General features: G+C 43.5%; 26 protein-coding genes and 1 riboswitch. Of the genes, 7 read left to right on the plus strand and 19 right to left on the minus strand.

Features of this window, described 5'->3' with window-relative positions:
- Positions 1 to 4: 4 nt before the first annotated feature.
- The 10 genes from NQ536_RS09730 to NQ536_RS09775 all read right to left on the minus strand — a co-directional run bounded on the left by NQ536_RS09730 (position 5) and on the right by NQ536_RS09775 (position 12013).
- The gene (locus tag NQ536_RS09730; protein ID WP_004849392.1) at positions 5 to 457 is read right to left on the minus strand and encodes a single-stranded DNA-binding protein; all 453 of its coding nucleotides are present in this window, start codon (positions 455 to 457) and stop codon (positions 5 to 7) included.
- Between the two features lie 16 nt (positions 458 to 473).
- A complete protein-coding gene (gene rpsF / locus NQ536_RS09735) occupies positions 474 to 764 on the minus strand; it encodes a 30S ribosomal protein S6 (protein WP_004849395.1) in 291 nt (96 codons plus the stop codon).
- Between the two features lie 161 nt (positions 765 to 925).
- Positions 926 to 1684 carry a TIGR03915 family putative DNA repair protein gene (locus NQ536_RS09740; protein ID WP_004849396.1) on the minus strand — a complete coding sequence of 253 codons (759 nt, stop codon included), beginning with the start codon at positions 1682 to 1684 and terminating at the stop codon, positions 926 to 928.
- Positions 1681 to 3231, minus strand: coding sequence for a putative DNA modification/repair radical SAM protein (locus tag NQ536_RS09745; protein WP_004849397.1), 1551 nt, complete (start codon positions 3229 to 3231; stop codon positions 1681 to 1683). The genes NQ536_RS09740 and NQ536_RS09745 overlap by 4 nt, the downstream gene beginning before the upstream one ends.
- A gap of 218 nt (positions 3232 to 3449) precedes the next feature.
- Positions 3450 to 5054: a phosphoenolpyruvate carboxykinase (ATP) gene (pckA, locus tag NQ536_RS09750; RefSeq protein WP_004849399.1), complete on the minus strand. Its 1605-nt coding sequence runs from the start codon at positions 5052 to 5054 to the stop codon at positions 3450 to 3452.
- A gap of 241 nt (positions 5055 to 5295) precedes the next feature.
- Positions 5296 to 6285, minus strand: a complete 990-nt coding sequence (locus NQ536_RS09755) for an ion transporter (protein WP_004849401.1) — start codon at positions 6283 to 6285, stop codon at positions 5296 to 5298.
- 52 nt (positions 6286 to 6337) lie between these two features.
- A complete protein-coding gene (locus tag NQ536_RS09760; protein ID WP_004849403.1) occupies positions 6338 to 7093 on the minus strand; it encodes an OmpA family protein in 756 nt (251 codons plus the stop codon).
- Complete coding sequence (locus NQ536_RS09765; protein WP_155803769.1) at positions 7090 to 8109, minus strand: MotA/TolQ/ExbB proton channel family protein; 1020 nt, start codon at positions 8107 to 8109, stop codon at positions 7090 to 7092. Before NQ536_RS09765 ends, NQ536_RS09760 begins: the two co-directional genes overlap by 4 nt.
- A gap of 695 nt (positions 8110 to 8804) precedes the next feature.
- A complete protein-coding gene (gene putP / locus NQ536_RS09770) occupies positions 8805 to 10286 on the minus strand; it encodes a sodium/proline symporter PutP (RefSeq protein WP_004849408.1) in 1482 nt (493 codons plus the stop codon).
- Positions 10287 to 10669: 383 nt separating this feature from the next.
- Complete coding sequence (locus tag NQ536_RS09775) at positions 10670 to 12013, minus strand: phenylacetate--CoA ligase family protein (protein ID WP_004849411.1); 1344 nt, start codon at positions 12011 to 12013, stop codon at positions 10670 to 10672.
- A gap of 247 nt (positions 12014 to 12260) precedes the next feature.
- A riboswitch (TPP riboswitch) is annotated at positions 12261 to 12366 on the plus strand.
- 138 nt (positions 12367 to 12504) lie between these two features.
- Here NQ536_RS09775 and thiS point away from each other — a divergent pair.
- The 7 genes from thiS (at position 12505) to NQ536_RS09810 (ending at position 17272) form a co-directional block, all read left to right on the plus strand.
- Positions 12505 to 12705 carry a sulfur carrier protein ThiS gene (thiS, locus tag NQ536_RS09780; protein ID WP_004849415.1) on the plus strand — a complete coding sequence of 67 codons (201 nt, stop codon included), beginning with the start codon at positions 12505 to 12507 and terminating at the stop codon, positions 12703 to 12705.
- A complete protein-coding gene (locus tag NQ536_RS09785) occupies positions 12705 to 13475 on the plus strand; it encodes a thiazole synthase (protein WP_004849417.1) in 771 nt (256 codons plus the stop codon). Before thiS ends, NQ536_RS09785 begins: the two co-directional genes overlap by 1 nt.
- Before the next feature lie 13 nt (positions 13476 to 13488).
- Positions 13489 to 14784 carry a 2-iminoacetate synthase ThiH gene (thiH, locus tag NQ536_RS09790; RefSeq protein WP_044997766.1) on the plus strand — a complete coding sequence of 432 codons (1296 nt, stop codon included), beginning with the start codon at positions 13489 to 13491 and terminating at the stop codon, positions 14782 to 14784.
- An 84-nt stretch (positions 14785 to 14868) separates the two neighbouring features.
- Positions 14869 to 15519 carry a thiamine phosphate synthase gene (thiE, locus tag NQ536_RS09795; RefSeq protein WP_004849419.1) on the plus strand — a complete coding sequence of 217 codons (651 nt, stop codon included), beginning with the start codon at positions 14869 to 14871 and terminating at the stop codon, positions 15517 to 15519.
- 113 nt (positions 15520 to 15632) lie between these two features.
- On the plus strand, positions 15633 to 16061 hold the full coding sequence (locus tag NQ536_RS09800; RefSeq protein WP_004849421.1) for a PadR family transcriptional regulator: 429 nt from the start codon (positions 15633 to 15635) through the stop codon (positions 16059 to 16061).
- A gap of 237 nt (positions 16062 to 16298) precedes the next feature.
- Complete coding sequence (locus NQ536_RS09805) at positions 16299 to 16781, plus strand: DUF6120 family protein (protein WP_044997767.1); 483 nt, start codon at positions 16299 to 16301, stop codon at positions 16779 to 16781.
- A gap of 17 nt (positions 16782 to 16798) precedes the next feature.
- Positions 16799 to 17272 carry a hypothetical protein gene (locus tag NQ536_RS09810; protein ID WP_044997768.1) on the plus strand — a complete coding sequence of 158 codons (474 nt, stop codon included), beginning with the start codon at positions 16799 to 16801 and terminating at the stop codon, positions 17270 to 17272.
- Positions 17273 to 17370: 98 nt separating this feature from the next.
- On the opposite strand, the gene NQ536_RS09815 is transcribed toward NQ536_RS09810, so the two are convergent.
- The 9 genes from NQ536_RS09815 to NQ536_RS09855 all read right to left on the minus strand — a co-directional run bounded on the left by NQ536_RS09815 (position 17371) and on the right by NQ536_RS09855 (position 22593).
- Positions 17371 to 18669, minus strand: a complete 1299-nt coding sequence (locus tag NQ536_RS09815) for a CAP domain-containing protein (protein ID WP_004849432.1) — start codon at positions 18667 to 18669, stop codon at positions 17371 to 17373.
- A 58-nt stretch (positions 18670 to 18727) separates the two neighbouring features.
- Positions 18728 to 19240: a hypothetical protein gene (locus NQ536_RS09820; RefSeq protein WP_022058865.1), complete on the minus strand. Its 513-nt coding sequence runs from the start codon at positions 19238 to 19240 to the stop codon at positions 18728 to 18730.
- A 290-nt stretch (positions 19241 to 19530) separates the two neighbouring features.
- Positions 19531 to 20223 (minus strand): 50S ribosomal protein L1, encoded by a 693-nt coding sequence (gene rplA / locus NQ536_RS09825; RefSeq protein ID WP_004849435.1) that lies wholly within the window; start codon positions 20221 to 20223, stop codon positions 19531 to 19533.
- Positions 20224 to 20278: 55 nt separating this feature from the next.
- Positions 20279 to 20704: a 50S ribosomal protein L11 gene (rplK, locus tag NQ536_RS09830; protein WP_004849436.1), complete on the minus strand. Its 426-nt coding sequence runs from the start codon at positions 20702 to 20704 to the stop codon at positions 20279 to 20281.
- 57 nt (positions 20705 to 20761) lie between these two features.
- Positions 20762 to 21289, minus strand: a complete 528-nt coding sequence (nusG, locus tag NQ536_RS09835; RefSeq protein WP_022058864.1) for a transcription termination/antitermination protein NusG — start codon at positions 21287 to 21289, stop codon at positions 20762 to 20764.
- A gap of 15 nt (positions 21290 to 21304) precedes the next feature.
- Complete coding sequence (gene secE, locus NQ536_RS09840; protein ID WP_004849438.1) at positions 21305 to 21517, minus strand: preprotein translocase subunit SecE; 213 nt, start codon at positions 21515 to 21517, stop codon at positions 21305 to 21307.
- Positions 21518 to 21544: 27 nt separating this feature from the next.
- Positions 21545 to 21694: a 50S ribosomal protein L33 gene (rpmG, locus tag NQ536_RS09845; protein ID WP_004849439.1), complete on the minus strand. Its 150-nt coding sequence runs from the start codon at positions 21692 to 21694 to the stop codon at positions 21545 to 21547.
- Between the two features lie 144 nt (positions 21695 to 21838).
- A complete protein-coding gene (locus tag NQ536_RS09850) occupies positions 21839 to 22081 on the minus strand; it encodes a hypothetical protein (RefSeq protein WP_022058863.1) in 243 nt (80 codons plus the stop codon).
- 35 nt (positions 22082 to 22116) lie between these two features.
- On the minus strand, positions 22117 to 22593 hold the full coding sequence (locus NQ536_RS09855; protein WP_004849441.1) for a COG2426 family protein: 477 nt from the start codon (positions 22591 to 22593) through the stop codon (positions 22117 to 22119).
- Between the last annotated feature and the right edge of the window lie 65 nt (positions 22594 to 22658).

The raw sequence follows: 22658 nt of genomic DNA on the forward strand, positions 1-22658 counted from the left end.
TGTTTTATTTGAATGGTAAATCGTCCTCTATACCTTCTGGTATGCTCATGAATCCCTCAGTGCCTGCATTGCTCGGCTCAGGTCTTCCTGCCGGCTGATATCCACCACCTGATGTCTGTCCACTGGCAGCTTTGCTCTCTGCAAACTCCTGCTCCTCAATGACAACATCTGTTGTGTATACCTTGTTACCATCCTTATTCGTGTAGCTACCAGTCTGAATTCTGCCTGTAACGGCAATCTTAGTACCCTGCTTAAGATACTTCTCTGCGAACTCTGCACTCTTGCCGAATGCAACACAGCCTATGAAATCTGCATTCTGGTCGCCATTTCTATTAAATCTTCTGTCTACAGCCAATGTATATCTTGCGATGGCCATCTGACCGTCACTTGAGTTTGACTGTGAATATCTAACTTCTGGGTCTCTTGTAAGTCTACCCATCAATATTACCTTGTTCATTATAGAATACCTCCTATTACTCGGCGTCTAATCTAACGCAAAGATATCTAAGAACGGATTCCATAATACGAATGTTAGCCTCAAGCTGAGCTGGAACATCAGCGTCTGCATCAAACTGAATGAAGTAGTAGTATGCTTCGCCCATCTTCTGAATCTCATAAGCAAGCTTCTTAAGTCCACACTCGTTAACATCTGTAATTGTTGCGTTAGCCTTCTCAATATAAGACTTAACCTTATCAACAACAGCTGTTCTGGCTTCCTCATCAATCTTTGCACTAACAACTAAAGTCAATTCATATTTGTTCATTACATTGCACCTCCTTATGGTCTCTGGCCCACAGCTGTCTGTGAGCAAGGAATATGATTAATACATCACAAGGATTGATATTATCATATTTTTCCAGGCAATTCAAGCACTTTTTTGTTGAAAATAAGTTGCAAAAACGGATAAAAAACAACTTATTGCATTTACCTGAATTCAGTTGCATGCTTTCTTATCCATAGCGGGAACAAATTCCTCTGGCATCTGTAGTTTTCTCTATGTTCTATGGCTACCGCACTGAAAAACGTTCTCCACATATCCGTGTATTCATCCTCCTCATACTCCGCCCGCTCCAGAGTCGTGAACTCCTCATCCGTAAGATGCTTCACATACATACATTCATCTGCCGGATGCACCACAGCCGTGCGTCTGCCGTCATCGACTATAACCCAGTGTTCCGACGGCATCCTGTCAGCAAAATGCCCCGCCACCAAAAGCGACACGTCGCACCGAGGCTCTATATGGCTTACATACACTTTTCTGTCCACCGATGTGAAACGCGTCATCTCACGGAACTTGTGTGACTCATTGCTGACATTTCTCACAAGCTCCATAATGCACATGACCTCCCGTTTTATAAGCATGTGCTCGATATCTTTTCCCACTTTGAACGCAAGTATCAGATACCTGTACACCGCATCCACAGCATCTTCCCGCCAAGAGCGGAGCGCATAGAACACATTCCGGTAGACCAGATCTGATATACGCCTCACCGATCTGGTAAACTTCTCTGCCTTATCCGAGTCAGCATCAACATGTACATACTCTGCAAACATATCAAGCTGTGCAACTGGTTCCCTGACTATCCTGACATCGTCATGTCCTACTTTCAATGCATACTCCCACGCCGAATATATGCAGGATGCCGCATCCTCATAACTGCCTCCACACGTAAAAATCATCATAACGCGCTTCCTCCTTGAAGTCCTATATCGAACAACGTCATCTGCCTGTACTGTTCATTCTGATGGGTGACCTGCCAGTTCTCCCTGCGGCTCATATCAGTCATCTCACCGACGATATAATCTCGCTCGATCGGAATTCTGTACATCATACGCCCACCGCATGTTATAAAGTAATGCGCTCTCTTCAGCACCACCCCCATCTTCTTCATACTGTCAAAGTCAAGGCTTCCGTATCTACGCGCCCTGACTATCCTCGCCGCTGACTTTGGTCCTATTCCGGGAATGCGAAGCAAAAGATCATACGGCGCAGTTTGTACCTCAACCGGAAACTGATCTAGATGTCTAACAGCCCAGTTGCACTTTGGATCCATGCGCTGATCCAGATTCGGTTCATCAGCCGTGACTATCTCATCAGCACGAAATCCATAATACCTGAGAAGCCAGTCAGCCTGATAGAGTCTGTGTTCTCTCAGCAACGGAACCTCTGTCCCCAGTGACGGAAGTGCTGAATCATCGTTGATTGGTATGTATGCCGAATAAAACACCCTCTTCAGGTCGTAACTCTGATAAAGTCTCTGAGCAGTATGAATAAGAGTATAATCCGAACCTCCATCAGCACCCACTATCATCTGTGTACTTTGTCCTGCCGGTGCAAATGGTCTTCTTCTGTCTGTATCTCCAAACATAGACGGAAGCACTGTACCTGTTCCGCCGACAGTTGAAATACTAATTTCGTCTGCAGATTCTCGCAATGTACTAGCTTGAAGTGATGACGCTTTGTCTGTGTCCGGAAGTTCGACTTGTCCTGCTGCCACATCAGATGCCAGAAGATCCTGCTCCAGATTCTTCTCGTTGAATATGCTCCCAGTCAGATATCTGTTTATACTGCTTCTCTCCATGCGCGCAGACTTTCCAATCGCCAACCTGTGCGACTGTATCGTGCTGGTAAGCTTGCCCATGGGGTCAAGAATGGTCTTAAAACTCTTATTTGGAGCAAGTCGTTCCAGCCCCTCCTCAGTTGGCAGTTCCATATTAACACTTACCCTGTCCGCTAAATACCCCACCATACTTATAAGTTCATCGGGAGCTCCCGGTATCGTCTTGACATGTATATAGCCGTTGAACCTGTACTTTGTCCGCAGCATATAGAGTGCCTCACACATGAGCTGCATGGTATATGTAGGGTTCTTCATAACCCCGGAACTCAGGAACAGGCCCTCTATATAATTCCTCTTGTAAAACTCCACGACTAGATCGCACAGTTCTTCCGGTGCAAATGCGGTTCGTGGTACATCATTGCTCTTTCTATTCAGACAATACTTGCAGTCGTATACACAGTGATTGGTCATAAGGACCTTCAGGAGTGATATGCACCGTCCATCTGCAGCAAAGCTGTGGCATATCCCGCAGGACACACTATTGCCAAGGGCTCCTTTCTCGCCTTTTCTGTCCACTCCGCTGGATGTACAAGCCACATCATACTTGGCCGCATCAGCCAGTATCTTTAATTTTTCATTTGTTGTAAGTCCTTTTATTATCTCGCTCATACGTTCTATTATACGAACATTAGTTCGATAATACAAGTAATTTTATACAAATTTCTGTCGGTGTCCTTCCTGTCCCAGGTTGGCATAAAAGGGGTCAGGTACCTCCGTCCCCAAAGAATCCGCAGAGACTGAAAAACCGGATATATCCAGGCATAACGCCTTGAATATATCCGGTTTGCATATTGCTTATATTGTCTAACTGTTTGTCAGTTTATATCTTAGAGCTGTGGACCTGCAGCAACTAATGCCTTACCTGCTGCATTTCCCTCATACTTAGCAAAGTTCTTCTGGAATCTTGCTGCAAGATCCTTAGCCTTTGTCTCCCACTCTGAAGCATCAGCGTATGTGTCACGTGGGTCAAGGATTGCTGGATCTACACCAGGAAGCTCTGTTGGAACCTCGAAGTCGAACATAGGGATCTTCTTTGTAGGAGCCTCATTGATAGCACCGCTAAGGATTGCATCGATGATTCCTCTTGTATCCTTGATAGAGATTCTCTTGCCTGTTCCATTCCATCCTGTGTTGACAAGATATGCCTTAGCACCACTCTTCTCCATCTTCTTAACAAGCTCCTCTGCATACTTTGTAGGATGCAGCTCGAGGAATGCCTGACCGAAGCAAGCTGAGAATGTAGGTGTTGGCTCTGTGATACCTCTCTCTGTACCAGCAAGCTTTGCTGTGAATCCTGACAGGAAGTAGTACTGTGTCTGCTCTGGTGTAAGGATTGATACTGGAGGAAGTACTCCAAACGCATCTGCTGAAAGGAAGATTACGTTCTTTGCAGCTGGTGCTGATGATATAGGTCTTACAATGTTCTTGATGTGATCTATTGGGTAAGATACACGAGTATTCTCTGTTACGCTCTTATCAGTGAAATCAATCTTGCCGTTTGCATCAAGTGTAACGTTCTCAAGAAGAGCGTTTCTCTTGATAGCGTTGTAGATGTCTGGCTCTGAATCCTTGTCAAGGTCGATAACCTTAGCGTAGCATCCACCCTCGAAGTTGAATACGCCGTTGTCATCCCAGCCGTGCTCATCATCACCGATGAGGAGACGCTTTGGATCTGTTGAAAGTGTTGTCTTACCTGTTCCTGAAAGGCCGAAGAAGATAGCTGTGTTCTCACCGTTCATATCTGTGTTAGCTGAGCAGTGCATTGAAGCCATTCCCTTAAGTGGAAGGTAGTAGTTCATCATTGAGAACATACCCTTCTTCATCTCTCCGCCGTACCATGTGTTAACTATAACCTGCTCATGGCTTGTGATGTTGAATGCTACACATGTCTCTGAGTTAAGTCCTAACTCCTTGTAGTTCTCAACCTTAGCCTTTGATGCATTGTATACTACGAAATCTGGCTCGAAATTCTTAAGCTCTTCCTCAGTTGGCTTGATGAACATGTTTGTTACGAAATGAGCCTGCCAAGCAACCTCAACGATGAAACGGATAGCCATACGAGTATCAGCATTTGCTCCGCAGAATGCATCAACTACGAAAAGTCTCTTGTTTGAGAGCTCCTTCTTTGCAAGGTCCTTAACTGATGCCCATGTCTCCTCTGTCATTGGATGGTTATCGTTCTTGTACTCATCTGATGTCCACCATACAGTATCCTTTGAATTCTCATCTACTACGATATACTTATCTTTAGGTGAACGGCCTGTATAAATACCAGTCATAACGTTAACTGCGCCAAGTTCACTAACCTGTCCCTTCTCGTATCCCTGAAGGTCAGCCTTTGTCTCTTCCTCGAATAACAATTCATATGAAGGATTGTGTACGATCTCTGTTGTGCCTGTAATGCCATACTTAGTTAAATCAACTGTTGCCATTTTTCTTAACTCCTTTTCTTTAAATGTATTTCATTGATAGGTGCATGTCGCCTGTACCCTGCCGGCACCGCAACTATACAGCACTCAATAATCTGAAAATAAATATGAACACTTTCTCTCATATTCAGTTGAAAGTATACCCAATTAGTCAAAATAAATCAATATGATTATTGAGTTTTTTTTGTAGTTTACAGAAACTTCTCAATTATAATCTGAATTTTATATTTATTACTTGCATAACCTAAGATAATGAGCTTCCACGTCTCTTCTCAAGGAATTTTGACTTCACTATCAGAATATCACCTGTCTGTATCTTCAGATCACCTGTCGGCAGTATAGACATATTATCCCTGAGTACCATATATATATTCACACCATACTCCTCCGTAGCCTGGAGTATGGTCCTGCCGCAAAACTTGCTCACATCATCTACGAGCAGTTCTCCAATCTCGTCCACATCAACAACTTTGGACTCCTCGTTAGCATTGTTCTGATACTGCTCTACAAATCCGGCACTTATGATACCTGTAGGTATCGCTACCAGCAGAACTCCCATAAATGCTATGACTATCGCCATGCATTTGCCCATCAGCGTGATCGGGTAAATGTCTCCATATCCCACGGTAAGAACCGTGGACACCGCCCACCATATTCCGCTGAAAGCATTGCTGAACACCCCTGGCTGTGCAGCGTGTTCCGTGCTGTACATGCACAGACTGCTCGCCATCATCAATATAAATATGATGAACATAGATGAAATAATCTGCCTGCTCTTTCTTACCAGTACAATCTTGATGACATTGAAACTATCATACCTCGAGTTGATCCTGAACAGATGAAATATCCTGACGACCCTGAGCATTCTGAATGCCACAAAACCAGAAAGGAAAAATACCGGTATGATTGTCAAAAGATCGACAACACCGTCATACGATATTAGAAACTTTCCTATCGCCTTTCCTCTGGTGCATGTGGGATACAAAAAGTCCGCCGTCCATATGCGGAGGGTGTACTCAACACAGAATACGCCTGTAGTCACCCACTCGATAACACTCAGTATTCCATAATATGGTTCAAGCTGATCGTAGGTCTGCAGGAACATCACCGATATGTTAGACAATATGACAATCACTATAAATATGTCAAATGCCCTGCTCAGCAGATTGCTTTTGTCTCCTATCTGTATTATGTCAAATATTTGTTTTTTTAGTTTTGTCTTGTTTACCGCCATTGTATCCCTCTTGATTATGCCTGTTAGCTATAGTCCTTCCCCTGCAGATGGCCTATTTATCCTTGAGAATATCCATCATCTCATCTATCATCTCTTCATCCTGAAGTCTGAACTTTATCTCAACACGTCTGGATGCATCCATGTCAACCTCTCCATCATCACCATATATCGGATTGCTGTAGGACTTTCCATTTGCCGTAAGCACTGTCCTCAGCTGTTCTTCCTGCCCACTGCTGATTATGCCATTGCTCTCCGTCAGGCAGTACCTTGCCACCGAAAATGCTCTCTGCTGTGAAAGTTCGAGATTGTATATATAGGAACCATTCGTATCCGTATGTCCCTCTATGATTATCTCCGAAACGTAATCCCTGTAATCATCACTTAAAAGTACACTACAATACTTAGGAAGAAACTGGTTGATAAATTTCTTTCCATCCTCCTTCAGTTCACTGTCCGACACGTCAAACAGCACTCCAGCGTCAAATGTGATCGCACCGGTCTTCTCATCTATCTTAACATTTAGTGAGCTGCCTGAAAACTCATCCCTGAGTGCCTTTACCAGATCACTTCTGATTCCAGCAATTCTGTCGAGTTCTTTCTGCTGCTCACCAAGCATCTTCTCCTGATCAGCAATTATCTTCTTCTGCTCGTCAAGCTGTTCCTGTTTGCTCTCATACTGCCTCTTGGACTGCATGAGTGTGAACGATATAATAAGAATAAATATCAGAAGCAGAGCAGCCATCATGTCCGAATATGACAACCAGTAGGACGTTTCTTCATCCTCGTGTCTTCTTCTCTTTCTGCTCATGACCTATCCTCCCCACTATTTACACCTATAGCCCTCGGACGGTTTATACGCCCTCTGAATATGTCATTCTGATCCCTTGTCAGTGTTCGGATATCCTCTATATTCTCCCCCATAGCTCTGAGATATGGAAGAAGTTTTTCCTCTATAGCCTTCTGTGTTGCAAGCATCGCCTCGAGCTGTTTTTTCTGGAAGTGAAGCTCCAGATTGCCGTTGTCGTACGCCGCATCCGGCTTGACGTATCTCTTGAATTCAAATATAAACCCATCAAGCTTATGATATGCCTGTTCAAGCACTGACTTAAATATCAGGTTAAATGTCAGAGAAAATATCATTCCATATATGGACGTATGGAATGCTACCTTTATTCCATCCATAAGAGGTCCGATACTGTTTGTTATCTCCTCCGCCGAGCCCGTGTTGAACGCCTGGAGTCCAATGGAAAGTCCGATGAATGTTCCAAGAATACCAAGTCCCGTCATGGCTCCCGGCACCAGCGAGAGCCTGCCCTTCTCGACCGCATCATCGATAAGCTGATAGTTTATGAAATCCTCGATATCACAGGAATACTTTCCTTCCTCGTCATTTTCAAGACGTTTCATCTCCTCAATGTAATCAACATACGAGTTTCTGAGATGTTCCTCGTTAAATATACCATATCTGGTCTCCGTGCGGTAGAGTTCCCACAGAAGCTTCTTTTCCTTGGCATAGTCACCCTTTATGTAGCTTATCGCTATATGAAAATCCTCACCCATCTGGTCGATGTGCTTCAGATGCTTATATGCGTACACAAATATAGCACCGGTTATGGCAAACATACACGCACTTATCATCACATTTGCCAGATTCAGGCTGTCATTCGTGACGTTAAGAAGAATACATATCCCCAGCATCGCCACGTACACAACCGGAAGCCATTTCTTGTTCAGTTCCACCCTCATATTCTGCTTCTTGCGAAACGATCTTGCAGCCTTCTCATTCTGCGGTCTGACTGTCTTCAGTCTGTTTCTTTTGTTCATATTGTTTCCTCCCATTGAACACCAGCCATGCAAAATTTGCCTTCGGCAAATGGCTGGCGCTACATGTCAAGTTTTCATAGAAAACTTGACACATCCATACAATATATCCTTTCTGCCATGTTTTAAACAACCGGCAGCAGCAGACTCCCCCGTTCCACCTTTTCTATTTTATCATAGTTAAAAAACAGGGATTTTACCAGTTGAAATACTTACTCTTTTTAATATTTTTAACTGCTATATCCATCACAATGTGCACACCGCACAATTCGCCATATCCTTTTTGTGCATTTTACAAATAAGGTCATATTTTTTTAAATTTTGAAGATTTTATTTTGCAAAACGTTTTTTTTCTGTACATATTCTGTTCATATTTTATGTTTATACTGAACTCAGTTGTTAAGGAGAACGTAATTTACTCTTTGTTGTTTAAGTTGTTGTAAAAAAGAACCGCTGAGATTTATCAAGTGGTTCTTTTTTTGCGCTTTTTTAGTCTTTTTCCCCAGCAACTTATCGTCTTCACATGTTGCCTATTATCCATAACTTGGCTATTTAGGCGTTAAAGGAATAAAAGCTGATATACAGATGAGATCAGAACCTGTACACCAGCTTTCCTTGTATTTATCTTTTTTATATTTATCTTTATATATTCATCTTCATGTCTATATCTGTCAACTCAATATGCAAGGACGTATTTCCTACTCTGTAGGAAGCTTTGCCTGCTCAAATATCTCAGCAACCTTGTCATCAGGCTTCTTTGTGAGAAGTGAGACCACAATGGCTGTGATAAATGCTGCTGCAAATCCAGGAACGATCTCATAAAGTCCTGTTGGTGTTGCAAGGAACTTGTACCAGAGCATGTCAACAGCAAATCCGACTATGATAGAAGCAAGCGCTCCGTTGTAATTCAGTCGCTTCCAGTACAGTGACAGAACGATGACCGGTCCAAACGCTGAACCGAAAGCGCCCCATGCATTTGACACGAGTGCCATGATTCCCTCGCAGTCTGGGTTCATAGCTATGGCAAGTGCCACAACTGAGATGATGATTACCACAATTCTTCCTGCCCAGAGCATCTCCTTGTCAGATGCACTCTTCCTGAATATAGGCTTGTACACATCAGACGAAAATGCTGATGATGAAGCAAGGAGCTGTGAATCAGCTGTACTCATGGACGCTGCAAGGATAGCTGAGAGAAGTATACCAGCTACAAGTGCAGGGAACACGCCTCTTACAAGTCTGATGAATACCTGTGAGTTGTCTGTAAGTCCGCCACCGAGATACTTAAGGCCGACCATACCAACTACGGATGCCATAACGAGAATGATTCCTGTCCAGCAAGTACCGACTATTCTGGACTTCTTCATCTCCTTCTCTGACTTGATCGAAATGTATCTTATAAGAATATGTGGCATACCCATATATCCAAGTCCCCATGCAAGTCCTGATATGATATTGATCACACTGGTCTTGTCAAATGAACCACTTATAAGGGCATTGTAATAATTGTCTGGAATGACAACATCAGGTGCTATAAAGCCAGCGCCCTGCATGGTGATGACCGCAATGATAGGTGCGATCATGAGAGCTGCAAGCATCAGAAGTCCCTGGAAGAAATCCGTCCAGCACACTGCATTAAAACCACCAAGGAATGTGTACACGATGATGATGACTGCAGCGCCGATCATGGCTGTATTCCTGTCGATGCCCATAACAGTATTGAACAGAGTACCGCAGGCCGATATACTTGACGCAGCGTATATACAATATGCAACCACAAATATAACTGCACATATTATGAGAAGCAGCTTATTGTCTGACTGAAAACGATTTGTCAGATACTGAGGTATAGTGATCGAATCGTTGTACGCTATCGAGAATCTTCTGAGTCTCGGTGCTATGAATATCCAAGCACATGCTGTTCCGATGAACAGACCAACTGATATCCACATGTTGCTGAGTCCTGTCGCATAGAATGCTCCGGGCAGTCCCATGAGAACCCACGCACTCATATCAGAGGCTCCGGCGCTGAGTGCAGCCACCAGACCATTCATATCTCTTCCTCCAAGGAAATAATCCTTCTCTCCGGCATTCCCCTTGGATTTGAAGAAGAAATAAATTCCTACACCGATTACCAGGACAAAATACGCTATAAACGCAATCATCTCGTAAACATTCATTAGTTAATCCACCTTCCATAATAATTATAATTTATCTGCTCCGCACCAACTTTACCACTGCAGTGCAGTATCTCACTGTCAGTGCACATAACAAAGCAAATTTTACACGGAAATATACCAAAATGCAAGGTTTTTCAGCATTTAGCGATTTTATCTGTTTTGCCAGTTTTCTGGCGGCAGGCCTCACAGCTGATATCTGCCAGTGCAAACCTCCCAAGCTAACTGCCTGATCCCTTCCTGATAAAACAGCCGGCTCACGGCGGCATGTCCGGTCGCGATCCCGGAAAGCTCACCATTGAGCCGGCTGTTTTATTCTCTCTATATAGTCTTTTAATCTCAAACTTTTCAGTCCTGTGATTCGTCTGACTAGCTAAGCTTACTAATTAGAATCCGATATGTCTGTTATCTGTGATTCTCTTTGCCTTACCCTCTGAACGTGGAATGGTCTTAGGCGGAACCAGCTCAACCTTTGCGCTGATAAGCAGTGTCTGCTTGATATTTGTCTTGATGCGGGATGCAATAGCCGCAAGCTTTGCAGCATCGCCCATATCCACATCTTCCTTGAGCTCTACCTGAACTGTCAGCTTATCCTGTGAATTCACACGATCAACCACGATCATATAATGAGCTGAAGCCTCCTCCACGCCGAGAAGGACTGACTCTATCTGACTAGGGAATACATTTACACCACGGATTACAAGCATGTCGTCTGTACGGCCTGTGATACGGCTCATCTTGACTGTTGTTCTTCCACATGCACATGTGCCGTGTGTTAGTGTGCATATGTCATGTGTCCTGTATCTGATCATAGGTGTACCTGTCTTGGTAAGGGTTGTAAACACAAGCTCTCCAGGAACTCCGTCTGGAAGCGGCTCCTCTGTGACAGGATCAATGATCTCTGCAAGAACATGATCCTCGTTGATGTGCATTCCGTTCTTCTCGAAGCACTCAAATGCAACACCAGGTCCACCGATCTCTGTTAGTCCATATATATCAAATGCATCGAAGTCAAGAAGCTCCTCAAGGTGCTGTCTCATCTCCTCTGTCCAAGGTTCTGCTCCGAAGTAGCCTGACTTGATCTTCAGTTCTGATGGATCGATGCCCATTTCCCTGATGGTCTCTGCGAGGTATGTAGCATATGAAGGTGTACAGCAAAGCATGGTTGCGCCGAGCTCTTTCATCATCATGATCTGTCTCTGTGTGTTGCCTGATGACATCGGAACTACCATGGCACCAACCTTAGTCGCGCCCTGATGTGCTCCAAGTCCACCTGTGAACAATCCATAACCATAAGCTATCTGGATGACATCATCCTCTCCGCCACCAGCGCACTTGATAGCTCTGGCTACCATCTCCGTCCACACATCTATATCATTCTGGGTGTAGCCAGATACAACAGGCTTACCTGTGGTTCCTGATGAACCCTGGATTCTGATGATGTCCTTCCTGTCTGCTGCAAACAGTCCAAATGGGAAGTTATCCCTGAGATCTGTCTTCTGCATAAATGGCAGCTTGACGATATCGTCTATGCTGTTTATATCCTCCGGCTTTACTCCCGCCTCGTCCATTCTGGCTCTGTATGCCGGTACATTTGCATATTCAAGTTCTACTGTCTTTCTGAGTCTCTCACCCTGAAGCTTTCTTCTCTCCTCAGGATCCATACACTCCATCTCTTTATTGTAGATGTAATGAATCTTCTTCTGTCTCATAACTTCACTGTCCTCCATAAGATAAATCAGGTCAACCTTTGTGCAACCTGCCGATTTTGTATAACGCTTTAGCGCGCCAAACAACTAAATTGTACATATATATAAGGACTATGTCAAGGAAAAGCCATTAATCGCGGAATATTCGCAGGATAATTTCCATATATTTCTGAGTCAGCATCGAATATTTGCGGTAAAAAGACATCTTTGCCACATAACTTGCTCTTGCATTCCGGATTTTCAAGTCGTATATTAGTATTTGATAACAAAATAAGGACGCGGGAGCTTGTAGTACAGGCTGAGAGGAAGGTACAACCTTCGACCGAAAACCTGATTTGGATAATGCCAACGTAGGGATGCCTAATAGTGAACGGCTGTAAGCTCTTTAATGCTTCACACAAGCCGGTTCTTTTCCATAACATCTAGGAATTTATTAGAGTGCAAATTTTATTGGAGTTACCAGATCGGTAACTCCTTTTTTGTGCAGATAAAAGACTTTGGAGGAAAGTGCTATGGTAACAGTGAACGGAAAAGCTCTCGACATCACCGGCCAGAATCTGGCGGCATTTCTCGAGGAATCCGGCTACAAACCGGTGCGCATAGTTGTTGAGATCAACGAGGAGATCATACCGAGAGAGACTTACGCAGACATTACATTTAACGACGGCGACTGTGTGGAGGTCGTGAGTTTCATGGGAGGAGGAGCATTATAATGAAAGAAGACAAGCTGATAATCGGAGGACACGAATTCAATTCAAGATTTATTCTGGGTTCAGGAAAGTATTCCATGAAGCTGATCAAATCAGCCATAAAGGACGCTGGAGCAGAAATCATCACTCTGGCCGTCCGCCGTGCAAATACAAAGGAAGAGGAAAATATACTTGATTTCATACCGGAGGGAGTTACTCTCCTGCCAAATACAAGCGGCGCGAGGAATGCCGAGGAGGCCGTGCGCATAGCAAGGCTTGCAAGGGCTTTGGGCTGTGGAGACTTCGTGAAGGTTGAGATCATGCGTGACAGCAAATATCTCCTTCCCGACAACCAGGAAACGATAAGGGCAACCGAAGCACTGGCAAATGAAGGATTTGTTGTATTGCCTTACATGTACCCGGACCTGAATGCCGCCCGTGATCTGGTAAACGCGGGAGCCGCAGCAGTCATGCCCCTTGCATCACCTATAGGCTCTAATAAGGGACTGGCTACTAAAGACTTCATCCAGATCCTCATCGACGAGATCGAGCTTCCGATCATAGTTGACGCCGGTATCGGAAGGCCATCCCAGGCATGTGAAGCCATGGAGATGGGCGCTGCCGCCATCATGGCCAACACTGCCCTCGCCACAGCCGGAAATCTGCCACTCATGGCATCGGCATTCAAGGACGCAATAAATGCAGGCCGAAAGGCTTATCTGGCAGGTCTTGGAAGAGTTCTCACCAGAGGGGCATCCGCTTCAGATCCACTGACCGGATTTCTGCATGACTAAAGGAGGGGCTCAGATGGACAATAAAAAATCAATCAAACACTCACAGACGGAGTCCCCGATAAATCATTTTCTGATAGACTCCGAATATCTTTCACCGGAGGCGCTTGCTATCAAGCACCGTCTGGAGACAGATCCATCGTCAAGGAAAAGCCATATGGAATACCTTCCGGGCATGGAGGTTATTGAATCTGACATCCGCAGCAAGGTCATGGAGCACATGGATAGCTACGACTACAGCAGTTACACAGGCAGAGACGTCATGGCTGCCCTTGAACACGAGACGTGCAGCATAGAGGACTTCAAGGCTCTGCTCTCCCCCGCCGCCGAACCATTTCTTGAGATGATGGCGCAGCGTGCAAGCTGTGAGACTAGCAGTCACTTCGGCAATACTGTCTACATGTTCACACCACTCTACATAGCCAATTACTGTGAGAACTACTGCGTATACTGCGGATTCAACTGCTACAATCACATCAACCGAATGAAGCTCTCCTCGGAGCAGATTGAGAAGGAGATGAAGATCATCGCAGACAGCGGCATGGAGGAGATCCTTATACTAACCGGTGAGAGCCGCAGCCAGAGCGACGTAAAATATATCGGCGAGGCATGCAAGCTTGCAAGGAAATACTTCCGCATGGTCGGTCTCGAGATATATCCGGTGAACACCGATGAATACCGTTATCTCCACGAATGTGGCGCAGACTACGTGACAGTATTCCAGGAAACCTACGATGCAGACAAATACGAAACTCTTCACCTGATGGGGCACAAGAGGGTGTGGCCATATCGTTTCGACGCGCAGGAGCGCGCCCTCATGGGCGGAATGAGGGGCGTTGCATTCTCGGCACTGTTAGGACTCTCCGACTTCCGCAAGGATGCACTGGCAACAGCCCTTCACGCGTATTTTCTTCAGAGGAAATACCCGCACGCAGAGATTTCTCTCTCCTGTCCAAGACTAAGGCCGATCATCAACAACGATCAGATCAATCCTCTAGACGTACATGAGAAGCAGCTCTGTCAGATACTGTGCGCATACAGAATATTCTTGCCATTTGCCGGAATAACTGTATCATCAAGGGAGAGTGCCGACTTCAGGAATGGTATAGTAAAGATCGCAGCAACCAAGGTATCGGCAGGCGTGTCAACAGGAATCGGCGACCATGAGAGCAAATACAGCGGCAAGGATTCCGGAAGCGAGCAGGGTGATGAACAGTTCGAGATCAACGACAACAGAAGTCTTGAACATATGTATTCAGACATAGAAGGTGAGGGACTGCAGCCAGTCCTCAACGACTATCTGTATGTGTAATATCACCTGATTAAGCAAATACAGATCTGAGCAATCTACGCACTATAACATACCGCCACTTGCAGGCGGAGAAAGGAAATGTAAATGTATACATTTAATCCTACTTTATATTTTATAACTGACAGCACCGGTCTGTCCGAGGAGGAATTTCTATACAGGGTGGAATGTGCCCTCGACGGCGGTGCAACGCTCATACAGCTTCGGGAAAAGGATCGTACAACCCGTGAGTACATACATCTAGCGTACAAGGTGCATTCCATAGCGCGCCGCTACAATGTACCACTCATCGTAGACGACCGTGTTGATGTAGCTTTGGCGGTTGGCACCGAAGGCGTCCATGTGGGACAGACCGACATGCCTGTCTCCATAGCCAGAAAACTCATGGGGCCTGACCGCATCGTGGGTGCAACCACCAAAACTGTCACTCAGGCCGTGGAGGCATATGAGCAGGGGGCTGATTATCTAGGAGTCGGAGCCATCTACCCTACTACCACCAAGGTCAAGACTGTACTCACGACCACAGACACACTGAGGGATATCTGTGCAGCCGTACCTATCCCTGTAAACGCTATCGGAGGACTGAACAAAACCAATCTGGATGTTCTCACTGGAATACCCATCGCAGGAATATGTGTCGTATCTGCGATAATGAAGTCCGATAATCCATGTAAATCGGCCCACGACCTACTGATTTTGTCAAAACAACTCCAAAATAAGCTTCAAAATGGAAAATAACGTCCTTATAAACCAGGGAATGCATCAAAATGTCAATAAATACCTAATAAAATTAATTTTATGATTGCAAATCTTCACATTTCCATATAGAATTAGTAATACGAGGTGAAATTATGGAAAATTTAGCAATCGAAAATACAGACAACAATAACAACGACAAAAAATCGAATATTGTCGTAAATCAGAAAAGTAATTTTAGACGCGGTTCTGTAGAATTGATGGTTCTCTATCTCCTGAGCCAGAAGGACTGCTATGGATATCAGTTAACACAGCTCATCGAGGAACTTACAGACGGTGTCATTTGTATCCCTATCGGTTCCCTGTACCCAGCACTTTACAAGCTCATTGACGCAGGATACATTTCCGATGACAAAAGACTTGTTGGCAAGAGAATGGAGCGAGTTTATTATCACATCGAGGATACTGGAAGAGAGAGACTTAAGATTCTTCTTGAGGATTATTCAGCAACAACAATCGCTATCCAGACTGTACTTGCTTATCATCCAACCAAAGGAAAAGAGGGCAAACGTAAGAAAGACTAAACAGTCAACTAGGAGCGTATGAGCATTTTGTTCATACGCTTTTTTATTAGTTTTTCTACGCAATTATTTATATATATTTGTGCTTCTCCTTGGGATATATTTTGTTCCCGCCAGCTATATTTCAATAAATTTTTGTCAAATTATACAGCTAAATTGTCAAAAAATTATTGAATTGTATATACGCTAGTATATAATATGTATAGAAATCTTAAATATTGTTACGCAGAGGAATTTTATATGAAAAGTGACTTGCAATTCAAAGAAGACTCAAAACTAATACATGAATACTTGAAAGCAATCAAAAAGAAGCTACGCCCTCATACTAAAGCAGAAAAGAAATATCTGACCGAACTTAAAAATGCCATGTATGATTATGCTGAATCCTCTGGCGACAAACCAATAACAATGGAGGAACTCATTGAGAAATTTGGAGAGCCTAAGGAGTGTGCAAATCAATATAATGTAGAATTTGATACCACACACACTGATAGCAAAAGTAAGAGACTTACTGCCGTTGTAATATCACTTGTATTATTCATTGCTCTAATTATTACCATCTGCTTTACAATCTTTCTGCGCAGCGAATTGAAAAATTCCCGCAATTCTGAAATTTCAAAAATCGAGTCTAAAACAATAATAATACAAGAACAAACGGCAACGGAAACCGATTACCAGGAGAGTCGCAAAATCACTCCAGTTTCTCAACCAACTATTAAATAAAAATGGAGGGATTATCTATGAAACAAAAACTTATTACATTAGGTCTTATTGTCGCAATGCTCATCTCTGTTATATATGTAGCACCTGTACAGGCAGCTGAAGCAGATGATGACTCCGAAATTATAACATGCAAAGTTATTATATACGAATACCCTACTGAACCCACTGAAAATTCAGCAGCAAGAGCAACCTCTACAAAATCAGCTTCTAAAACAGTCGTCTTCCAAAATGCAAATGGCGATGTTCTTTGGCAGGTAACTCTTGATGCAACTTTCAGATATAACGGATCCACAAGTGTTTGTACAGCTGCAAATGCATCAACTCAGACCTTTTCATCCAGTTGGAAAACTCGGGTATCCAGCTGCTCTAAATCTCAAAACAGAGCATATGCAAGTGCATACGGCAATCGATACTCTGTCAAAGGCAAATTACTAGAGACTGTAACTCAAAATGTTACCCTAACATGTTCAAAAACAGGAGCTATATCATAACCTGTATATACACTCAAACAAAACAGTCTAAATAAAAACCCTGTTATCTTATTTTTGGCACATAAGATGACAGGGTTTTTTATTTTATTATCCACTTCTTATTTTACTATCTTGAACGTTCTTGTGATTGATCCTGAATATCGTCCGCTAAAGGTGATAACAACTTTGTATGTTCCAACCTTTGATCTGGACTTTGGATATGTAATCTTATAATACTTTGCCGAGACTGTCTTGCCATCGCTGTCCCTGACTACAACCGAAGGTGTCTTTGCCTTTCCATCATACTTATAGGATGTTTTCGACAAATTCACACTCTTTACAGATTTTACTGTAATGTATCTCTTATTGCCACATACTTTGCATGTGTGAAGTACTTTTCCATCTGTCTTTGTTGTCGCATATTTCACAACCTTGCCCGAATATGAATGGCGGCACTTTCCAGATACTGTCACGGTAAATGATGCAGATTTTGTCCCTATCTTAGCAGTAATCTTCGTTGTTCCCTTCTTGAGGCCTGTCACGACACCCGACTGGCTGACTCTGGCAACAGACGGATTAGATGATGTCCACTTCACACTTGACGTAACCTTATATGAAGTTTTTGAATAATTTCCAAGCACCGCTCTCAGTGCGTATGTGGACTTCTGTGCACGGTCTATTGTCTTCGGTCCCGTCACCTTGAGTGAAGTTATATTCTTCGTACTGACTTCCACTGTGGCGCTGCACTTACCTGTTGCCTTTGCCACTTTCTCCGACTGGGTTCCAGCTCCCATGAACTGGGCAACCGTTGTATTGTAGAACGACGCTGAATCATTGAGAAATGTACCTATTCCCACATACCTGTTGTTCGGATCTATCATCGATGTGTAGTGACCAGTCACAGCATTCTTGGTTCCTGCCACATAATCCGCCTTCTCGCTTGCCCACTGGTCAATAGCCATCGTCATGCCCTCCGACCAGTTCCATGCTATAACCTCGGACGTAACCCATCCGCTTCCCGGATACTTGAAACTGAATACGTTTTTTCCGTTCAATCTCTGGTGATACATAGTTACACTCGACTCTGCCGCCCTAATACGCGCTATCTTTTCAAGTCCTGCAGACCACTTTATAGGAACATAATCCTTAAGTGTCAGTTTTTTACCGTTCATCTTAATTCCCTGCTTACATGCCTGGTATCGAAGCTGGTTAATCTTCTTAACCGCTGCCGCAGCGCCCGATGCATACTGTCCTCCCATCGCTATGAACACACATCCTGAGGAAGGTTTCGATACATCCGCCGGTATAGTTGCAGCCTGAGCCTTATTGACATCAACCGGTATCAATGACAACAGCATCGCCAGCCCCAGCACAGCTGTGATAATCCTGCCAAATACTTTTTTCTTTCGTACTCCCATACTTTTCCTCTCCTTTAAACATATTTTTTTATTATACACTATATGGGAGCATATTTCATCAATATCTATGCAATGCTTTCGCTACAGATATCGCTATAACAAATTCCAACACTGTAGTTACCACATATATCGCTATACATATAGCCACTTTCTTACCAGAAGACAGTTTCTTGTTATTCACAATCGTCGTAGTTATGGTTGCCATGGTCGCATTGATCAATGCACCTACCGCACCGCCAAGCACCGCAAAAATATTTATAATATACAACACATAGAACACAACGACCCAGCCCGGCAACTTTGGCACCTGGTACTGTTGTCCTGTGCTCATATCTATTCCATCCATCAAAAGCACAACTCCGTCTATCTGGCCTATCACCAATGTCAGTTCCTTTCCAGCCAGCGGCACAGTATAACTCATTCTTGAAGGTATAAACTTTCTCTTGTATTCCAGCGATCTGAGCTTGAACGCCTCACCGCCATTGATATACACACTGCCCTTCATATACTCCACCAGATACACAACTCCATTTATCTGGACATTCCAACTGTACCTCTCCACATTTGCCATAAATTTGTTCCTCCTATAAAATAAAATTAGCAATAAGTAAATTATAAAAAAACATATCATCCTACAAGCTATTTATGGTTGCAAGTCTCGCAACCGGCAGTTGCAAGCCTTGATTTTATTGACTTTCTCCTGTTTTCGAGCTTTCATTAACTATCAAATCGCTATTCATGTGCTCATTCTTTATATGATTTCTGCAGATGCAAAAGCCCCACACCGTACGAAATATCTCTAAGATATATCATAACAGTGTGGGGCTTTTGATCGTAACTGATGATCAGATCAACCAGCTTTTACACGTAACTTGTTGTGTTGATCTTGACACCAGGTCCCATTGTTGAAGCAATTACAACACTCTTAAGGTACTGACCCTTAGCAGCTGCTGGCTTTGCCTTAACAATAGCATTTATTAAAGTCTGGAAATTCTCGTTTAACTGTTCCTCTGTGAAAGAAACCTTTCCCACTGGCACATGGATAATGTTGGCTTTGTCAAGTCTGTACTCTATCTTACCAGCTTTGATATCTGTGATAGCCTTTGTTACATCCATAGTAACTGTTCCAGCCTTAGGGTTTGGCATGAGACCCTTTGGTCCAAGTACACGGCCAAGACGTCCTACAACGCCCATCATATCAGGTGTTGCAACTACAACGTCGAAATCTAACCATCCCTCGTTCTGGATCTTTGGTACGAGCTCGTCTCCACCAGCGTAATCAGCGCCTGCTGCAAGAGCCTCGTCAACCTTTGCACCCTTAGCAAATACGAGAACTTTAACAGTCTTACCTGTTCCGTGTGGAAGTACTACAGCACCACGAACCTGCTGATCAGCGTGACGTCCATCAACACCGAGTCTGAGGTGTGCCTCTACTGTCTCATCAAACTTAGCTGAAGCCATCTTCTTAACTAAAGCAACAGCCTCTGTTGCCTCGTAAGCAGCTGTCTTATCATAGAGCTTGCTTGCATCTACATATTTCTTACTCTTTATCATTATTATAAACCTCCTGTGGTCATATCGGGAGCGACCCTCCCACTAAATATCTGTATTACTCTTCAACTGTAACGCCCATTGAACGAGCTGTTCCAGCGATCATGCTCATAGCAGCCTCAAGGCTTGCAGCGTTCAGATCCTTCATCTTAAGTTCAGCGATCTCCTGAACCTTAGCCTTAGAAATTGTTGCAACCTTAGTCTTCTTTGAGTTTGCAGAACCTGACTTGATGTTACATGCCTTCTTAATAAGAAGTGCTGCAGGTGGAGTCTTTGTAATGAAGCTGAAGCTCTTATCCTGGTATACTGTGATAACAACAGGAATAACCATGTCACCCTCATTAGCTGTTCTTGCATTGAATTCCTTTGTGAAAGCAACGATATTTACACCGTGCTGACCAAGTGCTGGTCCAACAGGTGGTGCAGGAGTTGCCTTTCCTGCAGGTATCTGTAATTTGATGTATCCTTCTACTTTCTTTGCCATTTTAGCATTCCTCCAAAATACTGTGGTAATAACGGGCAAAACCCTTCCACTTGATAATTACAACTTCTTGATATCAGCAAACGCAATATCAACAGTATTTACTCGACCAAACATTTCTACTTCGATGGCTACGGTCTGTTTTGCAGTATTAATTGCCTTAATTGTTGCTACTGTGCCTTCCCAGGCACCTGAAGTAACCGTGATAGAATCACCCACTTCAACGTCGATGACAACCTCATCTGAAGTCTGATACAGATTGCTCAGTTCTTCCTCTGTGAGCGGAACAGGCTTTCTTGGATCTGATCCAACAAATCCTGTGACACCTCTTGTATTACGAACAACATACCATGTAACATCATTCATGATCATGTTGATGAGAACGTAACCAGGAAGTATCTTCCTTTCTATTGACTTTGGCTTGCCATTCTTAATCTCTGTGGCATCCTCTACAGGTACGACTACCTCAATGATCTGGTCCTGTAAATTTCTGTTTTCTTTTGTTTTCTCAATATCAGCCTTTACTTTGTTTTCATATCCTGAGTATGTATGAACAACATACCATCTTGCATTCTCTGCCTCTGACATATTCTCCACCATCCTTTACCCAACTATGAAATTCAAACCAATCTGGATCAGCCAATCCACAATAGCTATGATACAGCCGAGAACAACTGTCGATAAAACTACCGCAACTGACTGCCTTGCAAGGGATTTCTTATCAAGCCATGTTATCTTGTTAAATTCTCCCTTTAATTCCTGAAACCAGCTTCTCTTGAGAGTATTTGACTTTTCTTCTTTATTAGATTTAGACATAACTCTTTTCCTCCTTACTGGTTCAGACTATTTTGTCTCCTTGTGTACTGTATGAGCCTTGCAGAATCTACAGTACTTCTTTGTTTCCATTCTGTCTGGATGCGTTTTCTTATCCTTTGTCATATTGTAATTACGCTGTTTACAATCCTGACATGCCAATGTTATTTTAACGCGCATTTCCACTTACCTCCATTGTTATTTTAAGGCACAAAAAAAAGACCTCTTTCATCGCAAAGTCTACAATAACACAATCAGACTATGCAAGTCAAGAAGTCTTTTATAAAATTTTGCTTTATAAAGGTAATATTTTTGTACTTTCCGCTATCTCGCGTTTGAGCTCATGTCCTTTATCATATCAATGAGCTCCATATCTGAACTGGTGAGCTTGACGTTGGTACATATCGCCTTTCCCTCCGTGTCAGTTATCTTTACTTCTATTATATAGCCCTCTTTTATTCCTGTGGCTGATGCTGCCCTGAGGAACATCGGAAACTTTGGATGATTGTTCACGAATTTGTCCCACGCGCTCTTTATCTTAAACAGCATTGCTGGATTCATAGCCATATTCATTCTTCCTTTCTGGTATTACTTCTTACATACTACTTCAGCAGTCCTATGGCGCCAAATACTCCCACGCTGCCGAGATACATTATAACTCCTGCCATGACGACTCCAAGCATGACCATGATAACGCTTTTCCTCCAGTCAAGTTCGAGGAAGCTTGCTGCCAGAGTTCCCGTCCAGGCTCCCGTTCCCGGAAGTGGTATCCCCACAAACAAGAGCAGTGCAATATACACACCCACGCCAGACTTTTCCATAAGTTTCTGTCCGCCCCGCTCTCCTTTGACCAGGCACCATGTGAAAAATCTCCCTATAAACCTCTTATCTTTTCCCCACTCAAGCACTCTTCTGGCAAACCAATATATAAATGGTACTGGTATCATATTTCCTATAACGCACACTATGAACGATGGTATACTTGGAAGTCCAAATCCTACCGAATAAGGTATAGCTCCACGAAGCTCGAGTATAGGAACCATGGAAATTAAAAATATAGTCAGGTATTTTTTCAGCATAATAAACCCCTTGTCTTATTTTTTTAATATGCACATACTATCATGTATACGCACATATATGCAAT

It is taken from the genome of Coprococcus eutactus (assembly GCF_025149915.1).
Lineage (GTDB): Bacteria > Bacillota > Clostridia > Lachnospirales > Lachnospiraceae > Coprococcus > Coprococcus eutactus.